18 protein-coding genes are annotated in these 16,233 nt (G+C 47.7%); 9 read left to right on the top strand and 9 right to left on the bottom strand.

The genetic code is table 11. The features are described 5' to 3' along the window. The first annotated feature begins 10 nt into the window (after positions 1-10). A complete protein-coding gene (locus FSB84_RS13845) occupies positions 11-1,771 on the top strand; it encodes an AAA family ATPase (RefSeq protein WP_130544363.1) in 1,761 nt (586 codons plus the stop codon). 84 nt (positions 1,772-1,855) lie between these two features. On the opposite strand, the gene FSB84_RS13840 is transcribed toward FSB84_RS13845, so the two are convergent. Beyond that, positions 1,856-2,089 (bottom strand): hypothetical protein, encoded by a 234-nt coding sequence (locus tag FSB84_RS13840; protein ID WP_130544364.1) that lies wholly within the window; start codon positions 2,087-2,089, stop codon positions 1,856-1,858. Between the two features lie 311 nt (positions 2,090-2,400). On the opposite strand from FSB84_RS13840, the gene FSB84_RS13835 reads away from it, so the two are divergent. The 3 genes from FSB84_RS13835 to FSB84_RS13825 are packed head-to-tail and all read left to right on the top strand — an operon-like array spanning position 2,401 to position 4,194. Then, positions 2,401-2,994 carry an NADPH-dependent FMN reductase gene (locus FSB84_RS13835; RefSeq protein WP_130544365.1) on the top strand — a complete coding sequence of 198 codons (594 nt, stop codon included), beginning with the start codon at positions 2,401-2,403 and terminating at the stop codon, positions 2,992-2,994. A 31-nt stretch (positions 2,995-3,025) separates the two neighbouring features. After that, positions 3,026-3,556: a hypothetical protein gene (locus tag FSB84_RS13830; RefSeq protein WP_130544366.1), complete on the top strand. Its 531-nt coding sequence runs from the start codon at positions 3,026-3,028 to the stop codon at positions 3,554-3,556. Between the two features lie 5 nt (positions 3,557-3,561). Further along, the gene (locus FSB84_RS13825) at positions 3,562-4,194 is read left to right on the top strand and encodes an MgtC/SapB family protein (protein ID WP_130544367.1); all 633 of its coding nucleotides are present in this window, start codon (positions 3,562-3,564) and stop codon (positions 4,192-4,194) included. A gap of 78 nt (positions 4,195-4,272) precedes the next feature. On the opposite strand, the gene FSB84_RS13820 is transcribed toward FSB84_RS13825, so the two are convergent. Further along, entirely contained in the window at positions 4,273-4,869 is a 597-nt protein-coding gene (locus FSB84_RS13820) for a DUF4397 domain-containing protein (protein WP_394367100.1), read from the bottom strand. Positions 4,870-5,101: 232 nt separating this feature from the next. After that, positions 5,102-6,028: a polysaccharide deacetylase family protein gene (locus FSB84_RS13815; protein ID WP_225980068.1), complete on the bottom strand. Its 927-nt coding sequence runs from the start codon at positions 6,026-6,028 to the stop codon at positions 5,102-5,104. 72 nt (positions 6,029-6,100) lie between these two features. On the opposite strand from FSB84_RS13815, the gene FSB84_RS13810 reads away from it, so the two are divergent. Continuing rightward, positions 6,101-6,754, top strand: coding sequence for a J domain-containing protein (locus tag FSB84_RS13810; protein ID WP_130544369.1), 654 nt, complete (start codon positions 6,101-6,103; stop codon positions 6,752-6,754). Here the strand turns inward: FSB84_RS13810 and FSB84_RS13805 are convergent, their stop codons facing one another. After that, positions 6,755-8,257 (bottom strand): M28 family peptidase, encoded by a 1,503-nt coding sequence (locus FSB84_RS13805; protein ID WP_130544370.1) that lies wholly within the window; start codon positions 8,255-8,257, stop codon positions 6,755-6,757. Positions 8,258-8,345: 88 nt separating this feature from the next. Next, positions 8,346-10,220, bottom strand: coding sequence for an ABC-F family ATP-binding cassette domain-containing protein (locus FSB84_RS13800; protein ID WP_130544371.1), 1,875 nt, complete (start codon positions 10,218-10,220; stop codon positions 8,346-8,348). A gap of 103 nt (positions 10,221-10,323) precedes the next feature. Here FSB84_RS13800 and FSB84_RS13795 point away from each other — a divergent pair, with 103 nt between their 5' ends. Further along, entirely contained in the window at positions 10,324-11,217 is an 894-nt protein-coding gene (locus FSB84_RS13795) for a sensor histidine kinase (protein ID WP_158643896.1), read from the top strand. A gap of 9 nt (positions 11,218-11,226) precedes the next feature. Beyond that, positions 11,227-11,844, top strand: a complete 618-nt coding sequence (locus FSB84_RS13790; protein ID WP_130544373.1) for a methyltransferase family protein — start codon at positions 11,227-11,229, stop codon at positions 11,842-11,844. Here the strand turns inward: FSB84_RS13790 and FSB84_RS13785 are convergent. From FSB84_RS13785 to FSB84_RS13770, 4 genes are all read right to left on the bottom strand, one after another. After that, positions 11,826-12,536, bottom strand: a complete 711-nt coding sequence (locus FSB84_RS13785) for a hypothetical protein (protein ID WP_130544374.1) — start codon at positions 12,534-12,536, stop codon at positions 11,826-11,828. The two genes, FSB84_RS13790 and FSB84_RS13785, sit on opposite strands and share 19 nt — an antisense overlap. Positions 12,537-12,614: 78 nt before the next feature. Then, on the bottom strand, positions 12,615-13,562 hold the full coding sequence (locus tag FSB84_RS13780; protein ID WP_130544375.1) for a class I SAM-dependent methyltransferase: 948 nt from the start codon (positions 13,560-13,562) through the stop codon (positions 12,615-12,617). A 20-nt stretch (positions 13,563-13,582) separates the two neighbouring features. Further along, positions 13,583-14,293 carry a DUF4197 domain-containing protein gene (locus FSB84_RS13775; RefSeq protein WP_130544376.1) on the bottom strand — a complete coding sequence of 237 codons (711 nt, stop codon included), beginning with the start codon at positions 14,291-14,293 and terminating at the stop codon, positions 13,583-13,585. 59 nt (positions 14,294-14,352) lie between these two features. After that, positions 14,353-14,793 (bottom strand): acyl-CoA thioesterase, encoded by a 441-nt coding sequence (locus FSB84_RS13770; RefSeq protein ID WP_130544377.1) that lies wholly within the window; start codon positions 14,791-14,793, stop codon positions 14,353-14,355. Positions 14,794-14,849: 56 nt separating this feature from the next. On the opposite strand from FSB84_RS13770, the gene FSB84_RS13765 reads away from it, so the two are divergent. Beyond that, complete coding sequence (locus tag FSB84_RS13765; RefSeq protein ID WP_130544378.1) at positions 14,850-15,179, top strand: hypothetical protein; 330 nt, start codon at positions 14,850-14,852, stop codon at positions 15,177-15,179. Positions 15,180-15,334: 155 nt separating this feature from the next. Further along, positions 15,335-16,213, top strand: coding sequence for a thioredoxin family protein (locus FSB84_RS13760; protein WP_130544379.1), 879 nt, complete (start codon positions 15,335-15,337; stop codon positions 16,211-16,213). The last annotated feature ends 20 nt before the right edge of the window (positions 16,214-16,233 follow it).

Below are 16,233 nucleotides of genomic sequence, written 5' to 3'. Positions count from 1 at the left end.
CAGTTATCATATGAGCTCACAAATGGAAATGAAATTCAGGCCCAAAGCCCTGAAAGTACACGGCAGCGATGAATGGATGGCCGATAGCAGTAAGAAATACCGCCGTGTATTCGACCGCTATGAACTACGGTACATCTATGTAGAATTCTCTTTTTACAATAAATTATTCGATGAGGAAGACTGGGAAGCCGAGATCACCCTCGAATGTATCGTGAATACAACAAAGCCGATCAACTTATGTAAACTCACACAGAAAAGAAAAATATCGAAAGAGGAAAATATCGTTTATGTCCGTGAATCATGGGGCAATCCGGAACTGGGCAAACACTGGCTGATGGGCGATTTCCGCTGGGAGGCATGGATCGGTGGAGTACTGGTGTCTGAAACAAAATTCCATGTGGAGGATCTCGGTCCGGATGCAGCCAGGGAGAACCATTATTTCGATATCGAATCCATCAAATTATTTGAAGACGATGTAAGCGTTGATGCCAATACTCCCAAGCAATACTACAAACAATTCAACCGAAATGAAACACGCTATGTCTGCACAGAATTAAAGATCAGGAACAAAAGCGAAAAGGCTTATCACACGGAACTCTTCTTCAACTTTTACAATAGTGCAGGATTACTGAAAGGCTCTTCTGCACAAATGCAATTTTTGAAATCAGGCGTTGTGGGAGATGTACATACCATCATCGGAGGCTGGGGCTCTCCTCATGCAGGTTCTTACAAAGAGGACGCCTATTCAATCGAGATCGTTTTCCTGGACAGGATCATAGCCACCATTCCATTCAAAGTAGGCGAAACCTGGGAAGAAGGCGATCCCGACCTGATCACAGAATCCATCAATACGCCTGCAACAGTACGCATTACAACCCCGGCAGAAAAAACGAATTCAGATGATCTGCTGCATGAAAGTCTCGCAGAGCTCAATGCACTCACAGGACTTGACAATATCAAAACGGATGTGAACGAAATGGTACAACTGGTGCGGTTCTACCAGGAAACAGGCAGGGATTTTCTGAACAAGTTTTCATTGCACACGGTATTCACCGGTAATCCCGGAACCGGTAAAACAACTGTTGCCAGGTTGTTGTCGAAAATATACAAGGGCCTTGGTATCTTATCAAAAGGTCATCTTGTAGAAGTGGACCGGGAAGCGCTGGTAGCAGGATATGTTGGACAAACAGCCATCAAAACCAAAGAGAAACTGCAACAGGCACTGGGCGGCATTCTCTTCATAGACGAGGCTTATTCACTGGGTGGTACGCATCTCGGCCACAATGATTTCGGATCGGAAGCCATTTCCACCATTCTGAAATTCATGGAAGACCAGCGGGGAAAGTTCGGCGTGATCGTGGCAGGTTATACAGGCAATATGCACGAGTTCATCAACAGTAATCCTGGCTTGCGCAGCCGCTTCGATAAGTTCTTCGGGTTTCATGATTATCATCCGCATGAAATGTTTGCCATAGCACAGAGCATCTTTGCCAGAGAAGAAGTGGTTCCGGAAAGCAAAGCAGCCGCACATCTGCAGCAATACTTCCAGTTCATACATGCCAGGAGGGATAAACATTTCGGCAATGCCCGCACGGTCAGGCAGGTGGTGGGCGAATGCATAAAGAATCAACACCTGCGTTTGGCAGCCATGAAAAAAGAGGAACGCAGTCAGGAATTGATGACTACTATTCTCTTTGAAGATGTGAAAGAATTTGAATTGACAGACAATGCAGGAAATGATGACGACAGGCGGATTGGTTTTAAGCGATAAATCCATTTGAACCGATCATCAATACGAAGGCCACCTCCTGATGAGATGGCCTCTTTTTTTCGGGTAAGCCTTACAAAAGTTGCTTTACAAAATAAGATGATTTCCGCCTTTGTTGATCACACAGAAGGGGTACTCCCTACCCAATGCGTTGAGCCTGTCCACGATCTCTTCACTCGGTGGCGGTACACTCCTCACTTCGGTTAATCCTGACTGTTGCACCTGTAATGTACCGGATAACTGTCTCGCACTTCTCGGAACTCTTCTCAACGGGGTTCTGTTGATCGTTGCTGCCAGGCTGTTTGCTTTGTTCTTTTTCATGACCCATAAGATTTAACGATGAACGGATTAATTTTCCTTCATTTTTCTCACAAGCATACAATCGGACATATAGCAAGAATCTTATGTTGAGCTCTAGGCAGGTACAGGAGTATTACACAAAATCGCGGGAGTTGCTGAAATTGTAACACCATAAAGATACTGTAAAACCTGAGTGCCCAACGCGTGTCCGATAAAATTTTACGTAAAAAAAATAATTGCCATGCATAACGCGCACATGCAATTTTAAAACCAACAATTCCTGATCTTTGTACTCCCCTGCCTTGTATTCTTCACACATTAAAAATCTAGCTATGGCCCACTCCATACAACTGGCCGGCATTTCAGGAAGTTTACGGAAAGGCTCTTTCAATACCGCCCTGCTCCACGCAGTGGAGAGTTTGCTGCCAGGAAATATGAAGATGAACATTCTTTCCATTGCAGACATCCCGCTTTATAATGCAGACTTCGACTTACCGGCCGCTGCTGAAAGACCTGCGCCTGTTGCACGCTTCCGGGAAGGCCTGGCACAGGTGGATGCAGTGCTGATCGTTTCACCTGAATACAATTACTCCATACCCGGTGGGCTGAAGAATGCGATCGATTGGGCCTCCCGTGGAGAGGACTCCCCATTGCTGGGGAAACCTGTGGCCGTAATGGGGGCTACACAGGGACTTTGGGGAACCGTCCGTATGCATCTGGCCTTCCACCCGGTTTTCCAGTTTCTCAACATGAAACCGCTCTTCCGTCCCGAAATACTGGTGGCCAGGGCAAAAGATAAATTCGATGCAGAGCTCCGGCTCACAGACGAGCCCACTATCCGGCTTATCCACAAACACCTGAAAGCTTTCAACGATCATATCCTGCATGCCAAAATGCAGGCAACCACTCCCACACCGCAGGCATAAATTTTTTTCAACTCATTTAAAATACAGGATCATGAAAAAGAATACGCAAAACGAGGGTAAAGAAAATACTCCCAACAAAAAGAAAGGAAACGCCGCGGAGGAAGATAAGTCCAGGGATGCTGCCGAAGATCCGGACACCATCGATCTGCCGGATGTAAAAGACATCCCCGGCCAGGAACATATCCGCCCTCCAAAAATGAAAGAGTTCCGCGATACCACCATCTCTTCCTCCGATGAAGAAGGTGATGATATTTTCAATGACGACGAAGAACTGCTGGATGAAGACAGCAATATCAGTCCCGAAGAACTGGAGCTCCTGGATACCGCCGGAGATGACGACCCCGATGATGAACGGATCCGCAACGCCCGCCTCGACGAAGTGGACGATGACGGCGATCCTCTCAACGAAGAATCCGATCTCGGCGGCGATGACCTGGATGTGCCCGGTGCGGAAGATGATGACGCAGACGAAGCCATCGGAGAAGAAGATGAAGCCAACAATCCTTACAGTGTAGACAAAGAGAACGAAGAAGAAGATCCAAACGCCAATTCTAATATCTGACCTGCATGCTGTCCTTAGAAGAGATCATGGAACGATTGCTGGTGGCCATGGCCATCGGTATGTTATTAGGCATCGAAAGGGAGCATCGCGATAAATCCGCTGGTCTCCGCACCATCACCCTCATCAGCATGGGCTCCTGCATGTTCATGCTGGTATCGATGATCATTGATGCCGGCAATACTTACAGGATTGCCTCCAATATTGTAACAGGTATCGGATTTATCGGTGCAGGGGTAATTTTCAAAAGCGATAAGGGCATCAATGGCATTACAACAGCGGCCACCATCTGGGCTACAGCCGCCGTTGGAATGGCCGTTGGCGGCGGGCTTTACCTGGCCGCACTGGGCGCCTGCGCACTCATCCTCATCGTGCTGGCCCTTTTCATCAGGATCGAGCAATGGATTGAACGCATCAACAAGGAAAGAGTTTATACCATCACCCGCCGGTATGAGCCCGGCATTCTACTGAAATATGAAACGCTCATGAAAAGCTTCCATTTGAAATTCGAACTGGAAAAAAGGATCAAGCTGGATGATGACATACAATGCAGCTGGAGAGTTCAGGGCTCCAAATCAAACCAGGAAAAACTGGTGGAAGCCCTGCTGGAAGATCCGGCCATCAGGAAGTTTGAAGTGTAAGACATAAAAAAAACCGCCATCCCGAAGGATGGCGGTTCAATGATATCATAGATACGGTACTATAGAAAATACAAAAACTCAGAAGTTTCTCAGAATGCCAACGGCTTTTTCCTTAACACCGGTACCTGTTGCTGATCCCTTGAGGAATATCGTATAAGAAGCGCCTTTCACAAGGTTAACATCTTCCTGTTTTGCCACCACATTCTCTGTACCAGCTTCTTTCACAGTGATGGTATAAGTTCCTGCATCGATCTGGTTATTGAAACGATTATAAGCGTTTCCGCCAACGTTATCAGCCAGGGAACGGCCTGCATCAACCAGGCTGGTGCCGATAGTGATATCTACAGGGCCAATATCATGCGCCAGATGCCAGAAACGATAGTTCACTTTTTCCGTGCTCAGTCCTTCTGTATTATCGAAGATCCTGGTAGCATGTCCCTCCCCATCTGCATCTGAAAACAACAGCAGCGTGTAAGGCATCAGTGTGTCGTACACTGCCGTTGGAATGGTAGCCACCAGGCTGTCCCCACCGCCTTTTTTATAGGTAACATCAAATGTAGCCGGTCTGATACCGGTATAGGAACCGGAAATTGTATTGAAACTGATGGAATTGCTGCTCGCTTTCTGTGTACCGAAGTAAAGGTCTACAGAAGGGGCAGTGGTTGCCATATGCATAAGATAAAGGTAGGTCAGCTTTTCAGGCTGTGAGGTACTTGATTTCAAACAACTGCTTAAAAAGGTGGTACTCAGTATCAATACCAATCCCCATGTCATTAATCTTTGCATACTTTGCACATTTAAACTTTAGTTGAGTAAAAGAGGGTAACAATTTAGAATATTCTTTAAAACCGGAAAAATATTCTACTAAAGCATTTAGACAACTTTAGAAAGATTACCGTTGCATCCCTTATTTACTCCCAAAACTGGTTCTCATCCGGGTTGCCAGTGCGGGGCCGCTCCAGGTGCCGGGAACTATGATCCTCCTGATGGTAAACAGGGGATCCTGCTGGTCCCGGGGTGCGTACAACTGAAATGCCGCCAGCATACCCCGCTTTTTCAGCTCCGGAATAGCCTGGGGATTCCAGAGACCGAACGGATAAGCAAAATACTGAATGCGTTTGCCGGTAATTTCTTCCAGTTGTTTTGACGGCTTTTCTATCTGGATCTTCCAGTCGTCCCCCTGATATTTTTTCACATTGTGATGGTCCCAGGTATGGGAGCCGATGGCATGACCGGCATCGGACAGCGCTTTCACCTGTTCTTTGCTCATATAACGGGGTCTTCCCAGGGAAACGGTCATCACAAAAAATACACCTTTGAATCCGTACTTGTCCATTTCCGGCCTGGCAAAAGTGTACTGATCCAGGTCAGTATCATCAAAGGTCAGCATTACCGGTTTGGAAGGCAGGGCCTTGCCGGTGTTCAGGTATTCGTAGAGCTGGTCTGGCAGGATGGTATGATAACCGCTGTCTGCCAGCATTTTCATCTGCGCAGCAAATGCAGCTTCGGGAACGATATAATCACGGGCGGATTTAGAGTCAGTGGGCTTCCAGTCGCGCACCTGGTGATAACAAAGAATGGGCACTTCCGGTCTGGCCAGGATGGTAGCGGCATCGGCCACTTTGATCTTTGAAGGATCGGTAATGCTTTCACCGGAACTTGATGCACTTGTATTTTCCGCAACTGTAGAATCCTTTGCAGGAACAGCATTGCTGGCTGGTTCGCCGGCTTTGGCTTCCGTACTCAGGTTGCAGGCTTGCATTACACTTCCGAAAAACAATACAAGGGCTACGGTGCGAATCCTCGCAATGGGTTGTTGGAGCAGGGTTTTCATAGTTATTGACAGTAATAAGAATCAAACTTTTTTAGAAACGGTGCAAGGTATAGTTTTGTTGCGATTCCATTCATGATTGTAAAAGATTATTATAAGGTCCTGGAGGTAACGCCTGTAGCCAGTTTGCAGGAGATCAAGAAATCATTCCGCAGGCTGGCCATCAAATACCATCCCGACAAAAACAATGGCGACCATCTGGCCGCCGCGCGTTTCGTTGAGATCCAGGAAGCATGGGAAGTATTGAGCGATCCGCAAAAAAGGGAAGAGTACAATTACAACAGATGGTACACACGCAGAACAGGCGCCGGTTACACGGAAAAACCACTCACGCCTGAAGAGATACTGGCATCCGCTGATAAAGTGAAAAACGCTATCGCCTCCATGAATTTCTTCCAGGTGGATTTTCATTCGCTCTCCAATCATATCCAACAGTTACTGAGCGAAACCAATATCAATATCCTCCACCAGTTCAATCGCATAAATACCAACCAAAGCATAATAAAGAACCTGCTGCAGGCCGCAGCCCCATTGCCTCTGAAAGAACATCTGCCGGTGCATGCATCACTGATGCAACTGGCGGGCGACGATGAGGAAATGAAACAGCTTTTGCAGCAGGCCCTTCGTACCAAAAAACAACGCGATCAGTGGGACCGCTATAAATGGCTGGTGGTGATACTGATCATCGCTTTCATTTGCTGGCTGATGGTGGCAGTATCAGACACCTGATCAATTCATTACCGGTAAAGGAATATCACGCTTCAGCATTTCATTCCTGTTGGCCATTTCCCAGGCCGTGTAAAATACCAGCTGTGCTCTTTTTGCCAGCATTTCATATCCGATCTTATCAGGCGTATCGGTTGGCCTGTGATAGTCTGCATGCACACCATTGAAATAGAAGATCACAGGAACACCTTTACGTGCGAAATTGTAGTGGTCACTGCGATAATAGATACGTTCCTTGTCGTTCGGATCATTGTATTTGTAATCCAGCTCCAGCTTCGTGTACTTCTTGTTCACGGATTCGCTGATGGGGCGCAGGTCTGAGCTGAGCTTATCATCGCCTACCACATACACGTAATTGGTGCTGTCCCCATGTTTGCGGCTGGGATCGATCCTTCCGATCATATCGATATTGAGGTCGGCAGTTGTTTTATCCAAAGGAAAGATGGGATTCTCGCTGTAGTATTCGGAGCCCCAGAGGCCTTTCTCTTCACCGGACACACACATGAACACGATGGTCCTGCGCGGGCCCTTCCCTTCTTTTTTCGCTTTCACAAAAGCTTCAGCCATTTCCAGGATGGCCACGGTACCGGAGCCATCATCATCCGCGCCATAGTTGATCTCATCGCCATGTTTGCCGATATGATCGTAGTGGGCAGTGATGAAGAGGTATTCATCTTTCTTATCAGTTCCTTCCAGCACCCCCAGCACGTTGGTGCTTTCCAGGCGCTCGATCGTTTTTTTGTTTTGCAGGATCACTTCAGCTTTGTAGGTTTTCGCTTGTGCATTACCGTTTTTCACGGCAGCGCTGTCGGATTTGTAGTTATCGGCTCCCATAATGGCCTTGCTAACTGCATCGGAAACGAAGAATATGTTCGGCCCTGCAGTTGGCTTGAAAGCGTTGGTATACATATTGCCACCAAAGCTTCTGCCGCCCCTGGTAGAAGCGGAAACATAGAACACAACAGCCGCACCATGCAGGCGGGCATTCTCCACGAAGTTGGAGCCGGGATCGGTTATACGGCGACGGTAATTTGTATTCGGTTTGCCGGGCATCACCAGCACAGCTTTGCCTGCCACGTCCAGTCCTTTGTAACTGTCGTGCGTACTGTCTGTAAGACCATCGCCTACAAATACCACTTCACTGAGGTAATAAGTGGCTTCATTGGCGCTGCCATATCCCATGATATCTGTAAAATCTTTTCCATTCACTTCGATGGATGTTTTTCCATCCTTATCACGGAAAACCGGAAATGCCTGCTGGTAGCTGCTTCCATTACCAGGCGCCAGGCCCAGTTTTTGGAAATGGTCCTGGATATAGGCAGCGGCTTTGCGTTGCCCTTCCGTGGCGGTTTCCCGTCCTTCCATTTCTTTGGAGGCTACAATGTAGAGATGCGTTTTGAGTTCAGCAGCAGTGATTGTAGCTGCATAGGGCTTCGGGTTGGCGGGCTTTTGAGCAACCGCAGCCAACGACATGCCCGTGAAAGCAAGTAGTAAGTATGATTTCATTATTCCCAATTTCTGATGGTAAAATATAAACGAGCACCGGAATACTAACAATAGTTAGGCTGAATGGCTAATTGAGAGCGTTGAGTGGTTACTCGAATTCACTCAGCTCCAGCCATCGCAGCTCTTTCTCGTCCAGTAAATCCCCGATCTCGCCTATACGAAGACTCAATGCCTGCAGCTCATCAAATGGCGTGCTGCCGCTATTGAGCTTTTCGGTAACAAGTTCTTTTTCTTTGGTAAGCGCCGCTATCTCTTTTTCCAGCAGCTCGAATTCTCTTTTTTCCTTGAAAGAGAGTCGCTTTTTCTCTTCAGGCTTTGTAGCTTTTTCCTGTTTTTGTTCTGCTTTCGGAGCGGCTGTTTCTTTCTGTTCTTCTTCTTTTTTGTTCAGGCGATACTGTGTGTAATTGCCGGGGAAGTCGCGCACCACGCCATCTCCATCGAATACGAAGAGATGGTCCACCAGTCTGTCCATGAAATAACGGTCGTGGGAAACGATGAGCAGGCAACCCTGGAACTCGCTGAGAAAATTCTCCAGCACTGCCAGTGTGGGCAGATCCAGGTCGTTGGTAGGTTCATCCAGTATGAGGAAGTTAGGATTGCGAAAAAGGATGCTCAACAGGTGCAGCCTTCTTTTCTCACCTCCGCTCAAACTTGAGATATAAGTGTATTGCTGTTCCGGAGGGAACAGGAAGAGTTGCAGGAACTGTGCAGCACTGAGGGAGCCGCCGCTGGCCAGCGGAAAACTCTCTGCGATATTCTTCACAAATTCGATCACGCGCATATCTTCCTTGATCAGCAGACCTCCCTGCGAATAGTTGCCGAAGATCACGGTTTCCCCGATATTCACTTTGCCGCTGTCTGCTTCTTCGAGGCCCTGGAGGATATTGATGAAGGTGGATTTACCAACACCGTTCTTTCCCACCACGCCTGCGCGTTCTCCTTTTTTGAAAGTATAATCGAATCCTTTGAGGATCACTTTATCGCCGTAGCTCTTGTATACTTTTTTCAATTCGATCACTTTGCCACCGAGCCGGTTCATCTTCATCTGCAACTGGAGCTGCTGCTCTTCGATGCGCTGTTTGGCCTTTGCTTCCACTTCATAGAAATTATCCTGCCTGCTTTTGGATTTGGTGGTGCGGGCCTTGGGCTGTTTGCGCATCCATTCCAGCTCTTTGCGGTAGGTATTGCGAGCCTTGTCGATACTGGCGGCTTCGCTTTCCTGGCGGGCAGCTTTCTTCTCGAGATAATTCTCGTAATCTCCTTTGTACACGAAGAGATCGCTGCGGTCCAGTTCCCAGATCTCTTCACAAACGGCATCGAGGAAGTAGCGGTCGTGCGTCACTAGCAGGAGTGTGATATGCTGCTGGCTGAGATAATGTTCCAGCCATTCCACCATTTCCACGTCAAGGTGGTTGGTAGGTTCATCCATGATCAGCAGCACATGCTTGTGCTCGAAGCCGATATCGATCAGCGTTTTGGCGAGCGCCACTCTTTTGCGCTGGCCGCCGCTGAGCGTACCCACAGGTTGATTGAGGTGATGTATATTGAGTTTACCGAGGATCTGTTTCACTTTTGCATCAAAGTCCCAGGCGCCCATTTCATCCATCTTCACGATGGCGGCACTCAGTTTCTCAGGGTCTTCCTCTTCGCTGAGGGCTTCATATTCCTTGATGGCATTGATCACGGGGTGATTGTGATGAAAGATATTATCCAGCACACTCCATCCTTCATTGAATTCAGGTTCCTGTTCAAACAGGGCAACGGTCACTTCCTTGCTGATCCAGACAGAGCCTTCGTCAGCGGTCTCAACGCCACTAAGGATACGCAGCAGGGTTGATTTTCCACTGCCATTGCGCGCCACCAGCGCGATCTTGTCGCCCTCTTCGATATGAAAGGAAATATTCTCGAACAAAGGCTTGATACCGTAAGATTTGGTAAGCCCTTCTACTGAAACATAATGCATGGCGCAAAGATATTCCTATTTTAGGTGCTTCATTCTCCTTTTTTACTTTCTGCCCTTCAACTTTTACCGCAATGCCTTATTATTGTGTTCCATTACACCCTTTATGAGAAACCCGTACACTTCCTCTATTAAACTCGCTGTTATTTTTCTTGTTTTCGGCATCACCTGGATCTTCGCTTCGGACATCATCTCCCGGCAACTGACCCGCAATGACCTGGAGCTGTACAGCATGATACAACATTCAAAAGGAGTACTGTTCATGATCCTGGCCGCCATACTGATCTATTTCGGAAGCAGGAGGATCTTCACGGACATTGAATTTGCAAGGGATAAATGGCTGCAGCAAAGACTGGAAGAAGAAAAAGAAAAACAGAACCAGGAAATGGCCAAAGCCATATTGCAGGCACAGGAAGCGGAAAGGAAAAAACTGGGCGAAGAGCTGCATGATAATATCAACCAGCTCCTGGGTGTTGTGAAATTATATGTGCAGCATGCGCAGGTGAACAAGGGCATGCAGCAGGAGCTGCTGGAAAAATGCTCCGAATACATCAAACAGGTGATCGAAGAGATCAGACAATTATCACGATCCCTCCTGCCTCCTGCCCTTCATGAAAACGGATTGCTCAGGAGTATCGATCAGCTGGTAGCGGCCATCGCGGTGGTGAATACCCTCCATATCGATCTGAAGAATGACGGCATAAAGGAAAGCGATCTCCCTGAACAGGTACAGCTGATGCTTTACCGCATCATTCAGGAACAGCTCAACAATATTCTGAAACATGCAGAGGCTGACCAGGTGAAAATACAATTGGAACAAAAGAACAAAACCGTTCACCTCAGCATTACGGATAATGGCAAAGGATTTGATCCGGATACAGTGATCTCCGGTATGGGACTGATGAATATCAGAAGCAGGCTGGAGCAGGTACATGGCACGATGCTGTTGCATGCAGCGCCGGATAACGGCTGCACACTGGCCGTGTCTTTCCATCTCTAAACAATAACTATGTATGGAGAACTGATGGCATATTGGGTGGTATTCGGTCTTACGCACAGCCTGCTGGCGGCAGAACGGGTGAAAGCTGTTGTCAGTTCCTTCATGGGCGCACATTCCAGGTACTACAGATTGTACTATTCCATTTTTTCATTTTTACTGCTGGGCTGGATCATATGGTTCCAGTATTCGCATCCGGACAGGTCATTATTTCGAAGGCCCGTTTACGTTAGTGTTGCAGCAGCAATCCTGCTCCTGCCCGCCATGATCATTATGAGCATCTGCATCCGGAAATATTTCTACCATCTCAGTGTCATTGATGTGCTGTTCCCCGGCAGGCAGTCGTCCGGTAAGCTGGAGACCGGCGGGCTGAACCGCTTTGTACGGCATCCGCTTTATTCCGGTACCCTGCTGCTGGTTTGGTGCCTGTTCCTGCTGTTCCCTACCGGCGGCAATCTGATCAGTGCCGGCATGATCACGTTATATACCATTATCGGAACCCTCTTCGAAGAAAAAAAGCTCCGCCGTACTTTCGGCGAAGCCTATATTTTGTATCAGCAGCAAGTTCCGATGCTGATCCCTTTTTTGAAACGAAACAAAAACAGTACAGGTCAGGGAAGGCCGTTGTAATAGTTCAACACCAGTTTCACATCATCGATGCTTTTACATTTCAGTTTTTGCTTGTCGATGTATTCCTGCACCTTTTCTTTTTTATCTGCCAGAATTTCCAGCAGGAATTCTTTCCCTTTTCCCCATTCTTTGATGGTGCCATTGTTAAACAAATAATAGTCTTCATTGCTCACATATTCTTTCTCAGTAGCGCCGGCATAGGCTTTATATTCTTTCAGTTTCCTTTTTGTATACTTCAGCAACTGGGCTTTTCCGTTCACCAGCCGTTCGTAAAAAGTAGCAGCAGTGTTTTTGCCGGTCTCAGGAAAACCGCTTGCGAGTCTGTATTCGGTGGGGCTGGCGCCGGTTGAATCAATCATCAATATTTCTTTGATCATTCCATCCGGAGCCACCAACTCGTTTTTTTGTGAAGTCAGGTAATGTATGGAATTGTTCACGCAGTTAAGCCGCATGGAAATGCCCGAGAAAGTTCGGTTGTCCTTCAGCGTTACAACTGCTTTTGCCCACTCCCCCGGCAGGAATGGACTGCCTTTGACCTCTACCCTGTTCCATTCTTCAGATGGACGTTGCCCCTGAATATCTGTAAGGAAAACAGTAGCGGGTAAATAGATCGTGGATTGCTTAATAATCTGGGCTGATGCCGTTTGTACAAACCCACAGAAGACCAGCAGGAATAAAATTTTCTGTTTCATAAAAAAGATTGATGGATCTACCCGATAAAATAACAAAACTCTCCCGGATAATTTACCGGAATTATCTGACCTGCCAGATTATGCCTCCAGCCGGTAACACCAGCGGAACAGTTTTCCCTGGAAATCAAAGGGAGTGGTAGCATTGGTGATGTCGCGGACAGATGGCGTATGGATACGTTCCCTGTCGAGCTCAAACTTCCTGTAGTTGGTGCTGAAGTAGATCACGCCGTCCGGAGAGAGCGCTTTCAGGGTTTTGTTTAGCAGGCTTACATGGTCGGCCTGGATATCCAGGAAATCCTTCATGCGTTTGCTGTTGCTGAAGGTAGGTGGATCAAGTATCACCAGGTCGAAGGAATCAGGTTCCAGTGTATCCAGGTATTGCAGTACGTCTGCATGAAGGAAATGATGTTTACGCGGATCGTAGAAATTATTGAGCTGCATATTGTCTTCCGCCCATTTGAGATAAGTTTTTGAAAGGTCAACGGATGTAACGGAAGCGGCATTGCCGGCAGCGGCGTATACGGAGAAAGAGCCGGTATAGCAGAAAAGGTTGAGTACTCTTTTGCCGGCGGCGGCATCACGCACCATGCCTCGGGTGATGCGATGATCCAGGAAGAGGCCGGTATCCAGGTAATCGGAAAGGTTTACTTTGAAGTTGAGCCCTGCTTCTTTCACATCGAAGAAAGCATCGGTTGTATCTACCCGTTGGTACTGGCCAAGCCTGCCTGCTTTGCGCTGGCGCTGCTTGATGAACACATTGTCTGATGGCAGTTCCAGGATCTCACTGATGATCACGATGCAGTCTTCCAGCCATTGTTCATGCTCTTCTTCTGTGAGGCTATGCCTGCGCTTGTATTCCGCGAGATAGATATGATCTTCGTAGATCTCTATGCAGAAAGGGAATTCAGGCAGGTCGTGATCATACACCCTGTAGCAGGTGATGTTCTGACGACGTGCCTGTTTGTGAATATGCTTGTACACTTTCACCAGCCTGTTGCGGAACATGTGGAACTTTTCCGTGTTCATGCCGCAAAAGTAGGGAAAGCTTATCCAAATACTTTTTTCAATGTTTCGGTTACACGGGCAGCAGGATCTTTCCTGATCTTCTGCTCTTCCTGGGCAACCTGGAAGAAGAGACCATTGAGCGCGCGCTCAGTAACATATCCGGAGAGATTGGTGTTCACTTTTTTCACCAGGGGAACTTTATTGTAAGTTTCGAAAACCGTTTTCCAGTGTTTGGTGGCGCCGGTCTTTTCCAGGGCGCTATCAATGGTTGGGCTGAAAGCGCTGGTGAGTGAAGCGAGTGTCTTGCCTTTCAGATAGCTGGTAGCTGCAGTATCCGGACCGCGGAGGATCCCGAGTGCATCCTGGAAGCTCATGCCTTTCACTGCATCCAGGAAAATAGGCGCAGCGGATTTCGCTGCTTCTTCTGCAGCACGGTTCATGCTGAGGATCGCATCGTCCACCAGTTTACCCATTCCCATACTGCGTAAAGTGGATTCCACTTTCTGTGCTTCGGGAGGCATCAGTACTTTAATAGCAGCATTGGCAAAGAAACCATCCACTGCAGAAAGCTTATTGGCGCCATTGGTAGCACCAAGGCTCAGCGCTTCTTTCAGACCGGCAACGATATCATCATTGCTCAATCCGCTTCCGCTGGTTTTATTCAGGAGCCCGCTGGCTTTTTTCAACAGTCCGCCTTGTGCAAAACCGCCAAGGGAAGCTAATAACAGGAGGGGTAAGAAGATGCGTTTCATACGATATCTTTTGTGTAAGGCTAAAGTAACGTTGCCCACCACAAAAAGTTGTTAAAGGATCATTTATTTATCCACGAAAACTCAGCTGCCCTCGGCATATTATTGAACACATGCAACACATTATCAGGAGGTACGGTGAGTTTTCTTTTGGCAACATCGATCCAGGCTCCGTCCACGGTGAGCACCGCTGAGAGTGTATCTCCGTTTTTCCAGATATTATGACGGATGCTCCAGCGGCTCTGGTCTTCACGGGCCGACAGCAATTCAACATCGATGGTGATGGTATCGCCCAGTCTGATCTCACGTTTGAATACGCATTCTTCACGGAAGAGAATGGGCCCGATCTGGTTGGCTGCCATCACTGCAGCAGTCAGACCATGTTCTTCCAGGAAACTGATACGCGCAAAGGCGCCATAATCATAGTATACGGAATGACGGAGATGAAAATTTGGATCGAGGTCCGACCAACGGACTTCCACCGGTTTGAGGAATGCACTCATGTCTGCTTTTTTTGTTCAACAAATATGGTTATTTTTCGAATAGCAAACTTTATTGCATGCAACGCCTTACAGCACTCCTGTTATTGATCTGCTTCTTTGCCATCCAGTATGGCAGGATCATGAGCTATTGGGAATGCCGCCTGATGGCAGCAACGGCCGCAGCAAAATGCGATTGCGAAAAGATCATGGCGCAGGCGGATGAAAAGAAAGGTCATTTCGCCGCTTCCTTTCCCGTAAAAGGGATTTCGGAAGAAGTGTATGATCACGCCTGTTGCAGTTTGCCCGGTCTGCTGGCAATAGCTCCGGCCAGCAAAATTATTTACACGCAGTCTTCCCCGCTCACAGATGCCGATGTCAAAGGCATCTTCCAGCCACCGCGATGCTGATTTCCATAGGAACTAATTGATTTTACTCAGAGTGTACCCAGTCACTCGCCGGGAGGCGAATGACTGCCGGTACCCGAAGTAATTGCAATAAACCATTTATTGCACAATTCCACTTTTCTATTCCATCCATTCTACTTACCAATCAAACTCATTTTATGAGAACGAATATCTTATTGTGTATACTCAGCATCGCTGTAATTTCAGATTCCTGTCAACCTAAAATAGTTCCTGCCTCATCTGTATCCAACTATGTTAACCAGATCATCCGCGATGCACAAGGAAATCCCGATCTCTATGGACAAACCACGGAAGAAGGCCTGCAACAGGCTCCATTCAGCAACTGGTATTTGCCTCAATACAATTCATATACGCCGGATAGCTCAGTATTGGCAGCACTTCGTCCTGAACTGCGCAACAAAACGATGCAGATCTTCATGGCTACCTGGTGTGGCGACAGCAAGCGGGAAGTGCCGCGCATGCTCAAACTGCTGCATCTTTGCGGCGTTCCGCCCACTGCCATCGGGATCATCAACACAGGCCGCGGCGATCATGATTACAAGCAGAGTCCAACACATGAAGAAAGAGGAAAGAACATTCACCGCGTTCCCACTTTTATCGTTTATCAAAATGGAAAAGAGATCAACCGGATTGTTGAATCTCCCGTGCAGTCTTTGGAAAAAGACCTGCTCAGCATCCTTCATCGCGAAGCCTATGTGCCCAAATACCTGGGCGCCGCCTGGATGCTGCAATGGCATAGTCATGCCGACTGGCAACAACATGAACATGATAGTACCATCCTCGCTGGCGATCTCAAAAAACTGGTTTTGAACCGCAGCGAACTGGATGGACTGGGAAAAGTTCAGTTAAGTTTGCAGGAAATTAACAAAGCACTCTTCACCCTAAAGCTGAATCTTATGCTCTTTCCGGAGGAACCCCTTGCGCTCAGGAGCTTCTCGAAAGCCTTACTGCGTAAGGGCGACACCGTGGCAGCCAATCATTACCTGGAAAAGGCAGAGCGGTATGCCCGGCAATAAACTTTCCATTATATTTGAAT

This window comes from Pseudobacter ginsenosidimutans, from assembly GCF_007970185.1.
GTDB classification, from domain to species: Bacteria; Bacteroidota; Bacteroidia; order Chitinophagales; family Chitinophagaceae; genus Pseudobacter; species Pseudobacter ginsenosidimutans.
This window is presented reverse-complemented; position numbering and strand designations above follow the sequence as displayed.

What these genes read in the sequence shown, in the direction of transcription:
- FSB84_RS13835 (WP_130544365.1), top strand. Translation starts at nt 2,401, where the DNA reads ATGGCCCACTCCATACAACTGGCCGGCATTTCAGGAAGTTTACGGAAA.
- FSB84_RS13790 (WP_130544373.1), top strand. Translation starts at nt 11,227, where the DNA reads ATGTATGGAGAACTGATGGCATATTGGGTGGTATTCGGTCTTACGCAC.
- FSB84_RS13765 (WP_130544378.1), top strand. Translation starts at nt 14,850, where the DNA reads ATGCAACGCCTTACAGCACTCCTGTTATTGATCTGCTTCTTTGCCATC.
- FSB84_RS13825 (WP_130544367.1), top strand. Translation starts at nt 3,562, where the DNA reads ATGCTGTCCTTAGAAGAGATCATGGAACGATTGCTGGTGGCCATGGCC.
- FSB84_RS13785 (WP_130544374.1), bottom strand. Translation starts at nt 12,536, where the DNA reads ATGAAACAGAAAATTTTATTCCTGCTGGTCTTCTGTGGGTTTGTACAA.
- FSB84_RS13795 (WP_158643896.1), top strand. Translation starts at nt 10,324, where the DNA reads ATGAGAAACCCGTACACTTCCTCTATTAAACTCGCTGTTATTTTTCTT.
- FSB84_RS13815 (WP_225980068.1), bottom strand. Translation starts at nt 6,028, where the DNA reads ATGAAAACCCTGCTCCAACAACCCATTGCGAGGATTCGCACCGTAGCC.
- FSB84_RS13775 (WP_130544376.1), bottom strand. Translation starts at nt 14,293, where the DNA reads ATGAAACGCATCTTCTTACCCCTCCTGTTATTAGCTTCCCTTGGCGGT.
- FSB84_RS13810 (WP_130544369.1), top strand. Translation starts at nt 6,101, where the DNA reads ATGATTGTAAAAGATTATTATAAGGTCCTGGAGGTAACGCCTGTAGCC.
- FSB84_RS13830 (WP_130544366.1), top strand. Translation starts at nt 3,026, where the DNA reads ATGAAAAAGAATACGCAAAACGAGGGTAAAGAAAATACTCCCAACAAA.
- FSB84_RS13845 (WP_130544363.1), top strand. Translation starts at nt 11, where the DNA reads ATGAGCTCACAAATGGAAATGAAATTCAGGCCCAAAGCCCTGAAAGTA.
- FSB84_RS13760 (WP_130544379.1), top strand. Translation starts at nt 15,335, where the DNA reads ATGAGAACGAATATCTTATTGTGTATACTCAGCATCGCTGTAATTTCA.
- FSB84_RS13820 (WP_394367100.1), bottom strand. Translation starts at nt 4,869, where the DNA reads ATGCATATGGCAACCACTGCCCCTTCTGTAGACCTTTACTTCGGTACA.
- FSB84_RS13770 (WP_130544377.1), bottom strand. Translation starts at nt 14,793, where the DNA reads ATGAGTGCATTCCTCAAACCGGTGGAAGTCCGTTGGTCGGACCTCGAT.
- FSB84_RS13805 (WP_130544370.1), bottom strand. Translation starts at nt 8,257, where the DNA reads ATGAAATCATACTTACTACTTGCTTTCACGGGCATGTCGTTGGCTGCG.
- FSB84_RS13800 (WP_130544371.1), bottom strand. Translation starts at nt 10,220, where the DNA reads ATGCATTATGTTTCAGTAGAAGGGCTTACCAAATCTTACGGTATCAAG.
- FSB84_RS13780 (WP_130544375.1), bottom strand. Translation starts at nt 13,562, where the DNA reads ATGAACACGGAAAAGTTCCACATGTTCCGCAACAGGCTGGTGAAAGTG.
- FSB84_RS13840 (WP_130544364.1), bottom strand. Translation starts at nt 2,089, where the DNA reads ATGAAAAAGAACAAAGCAAACAGCCTGGCAGCAACGATCAACAGAACC.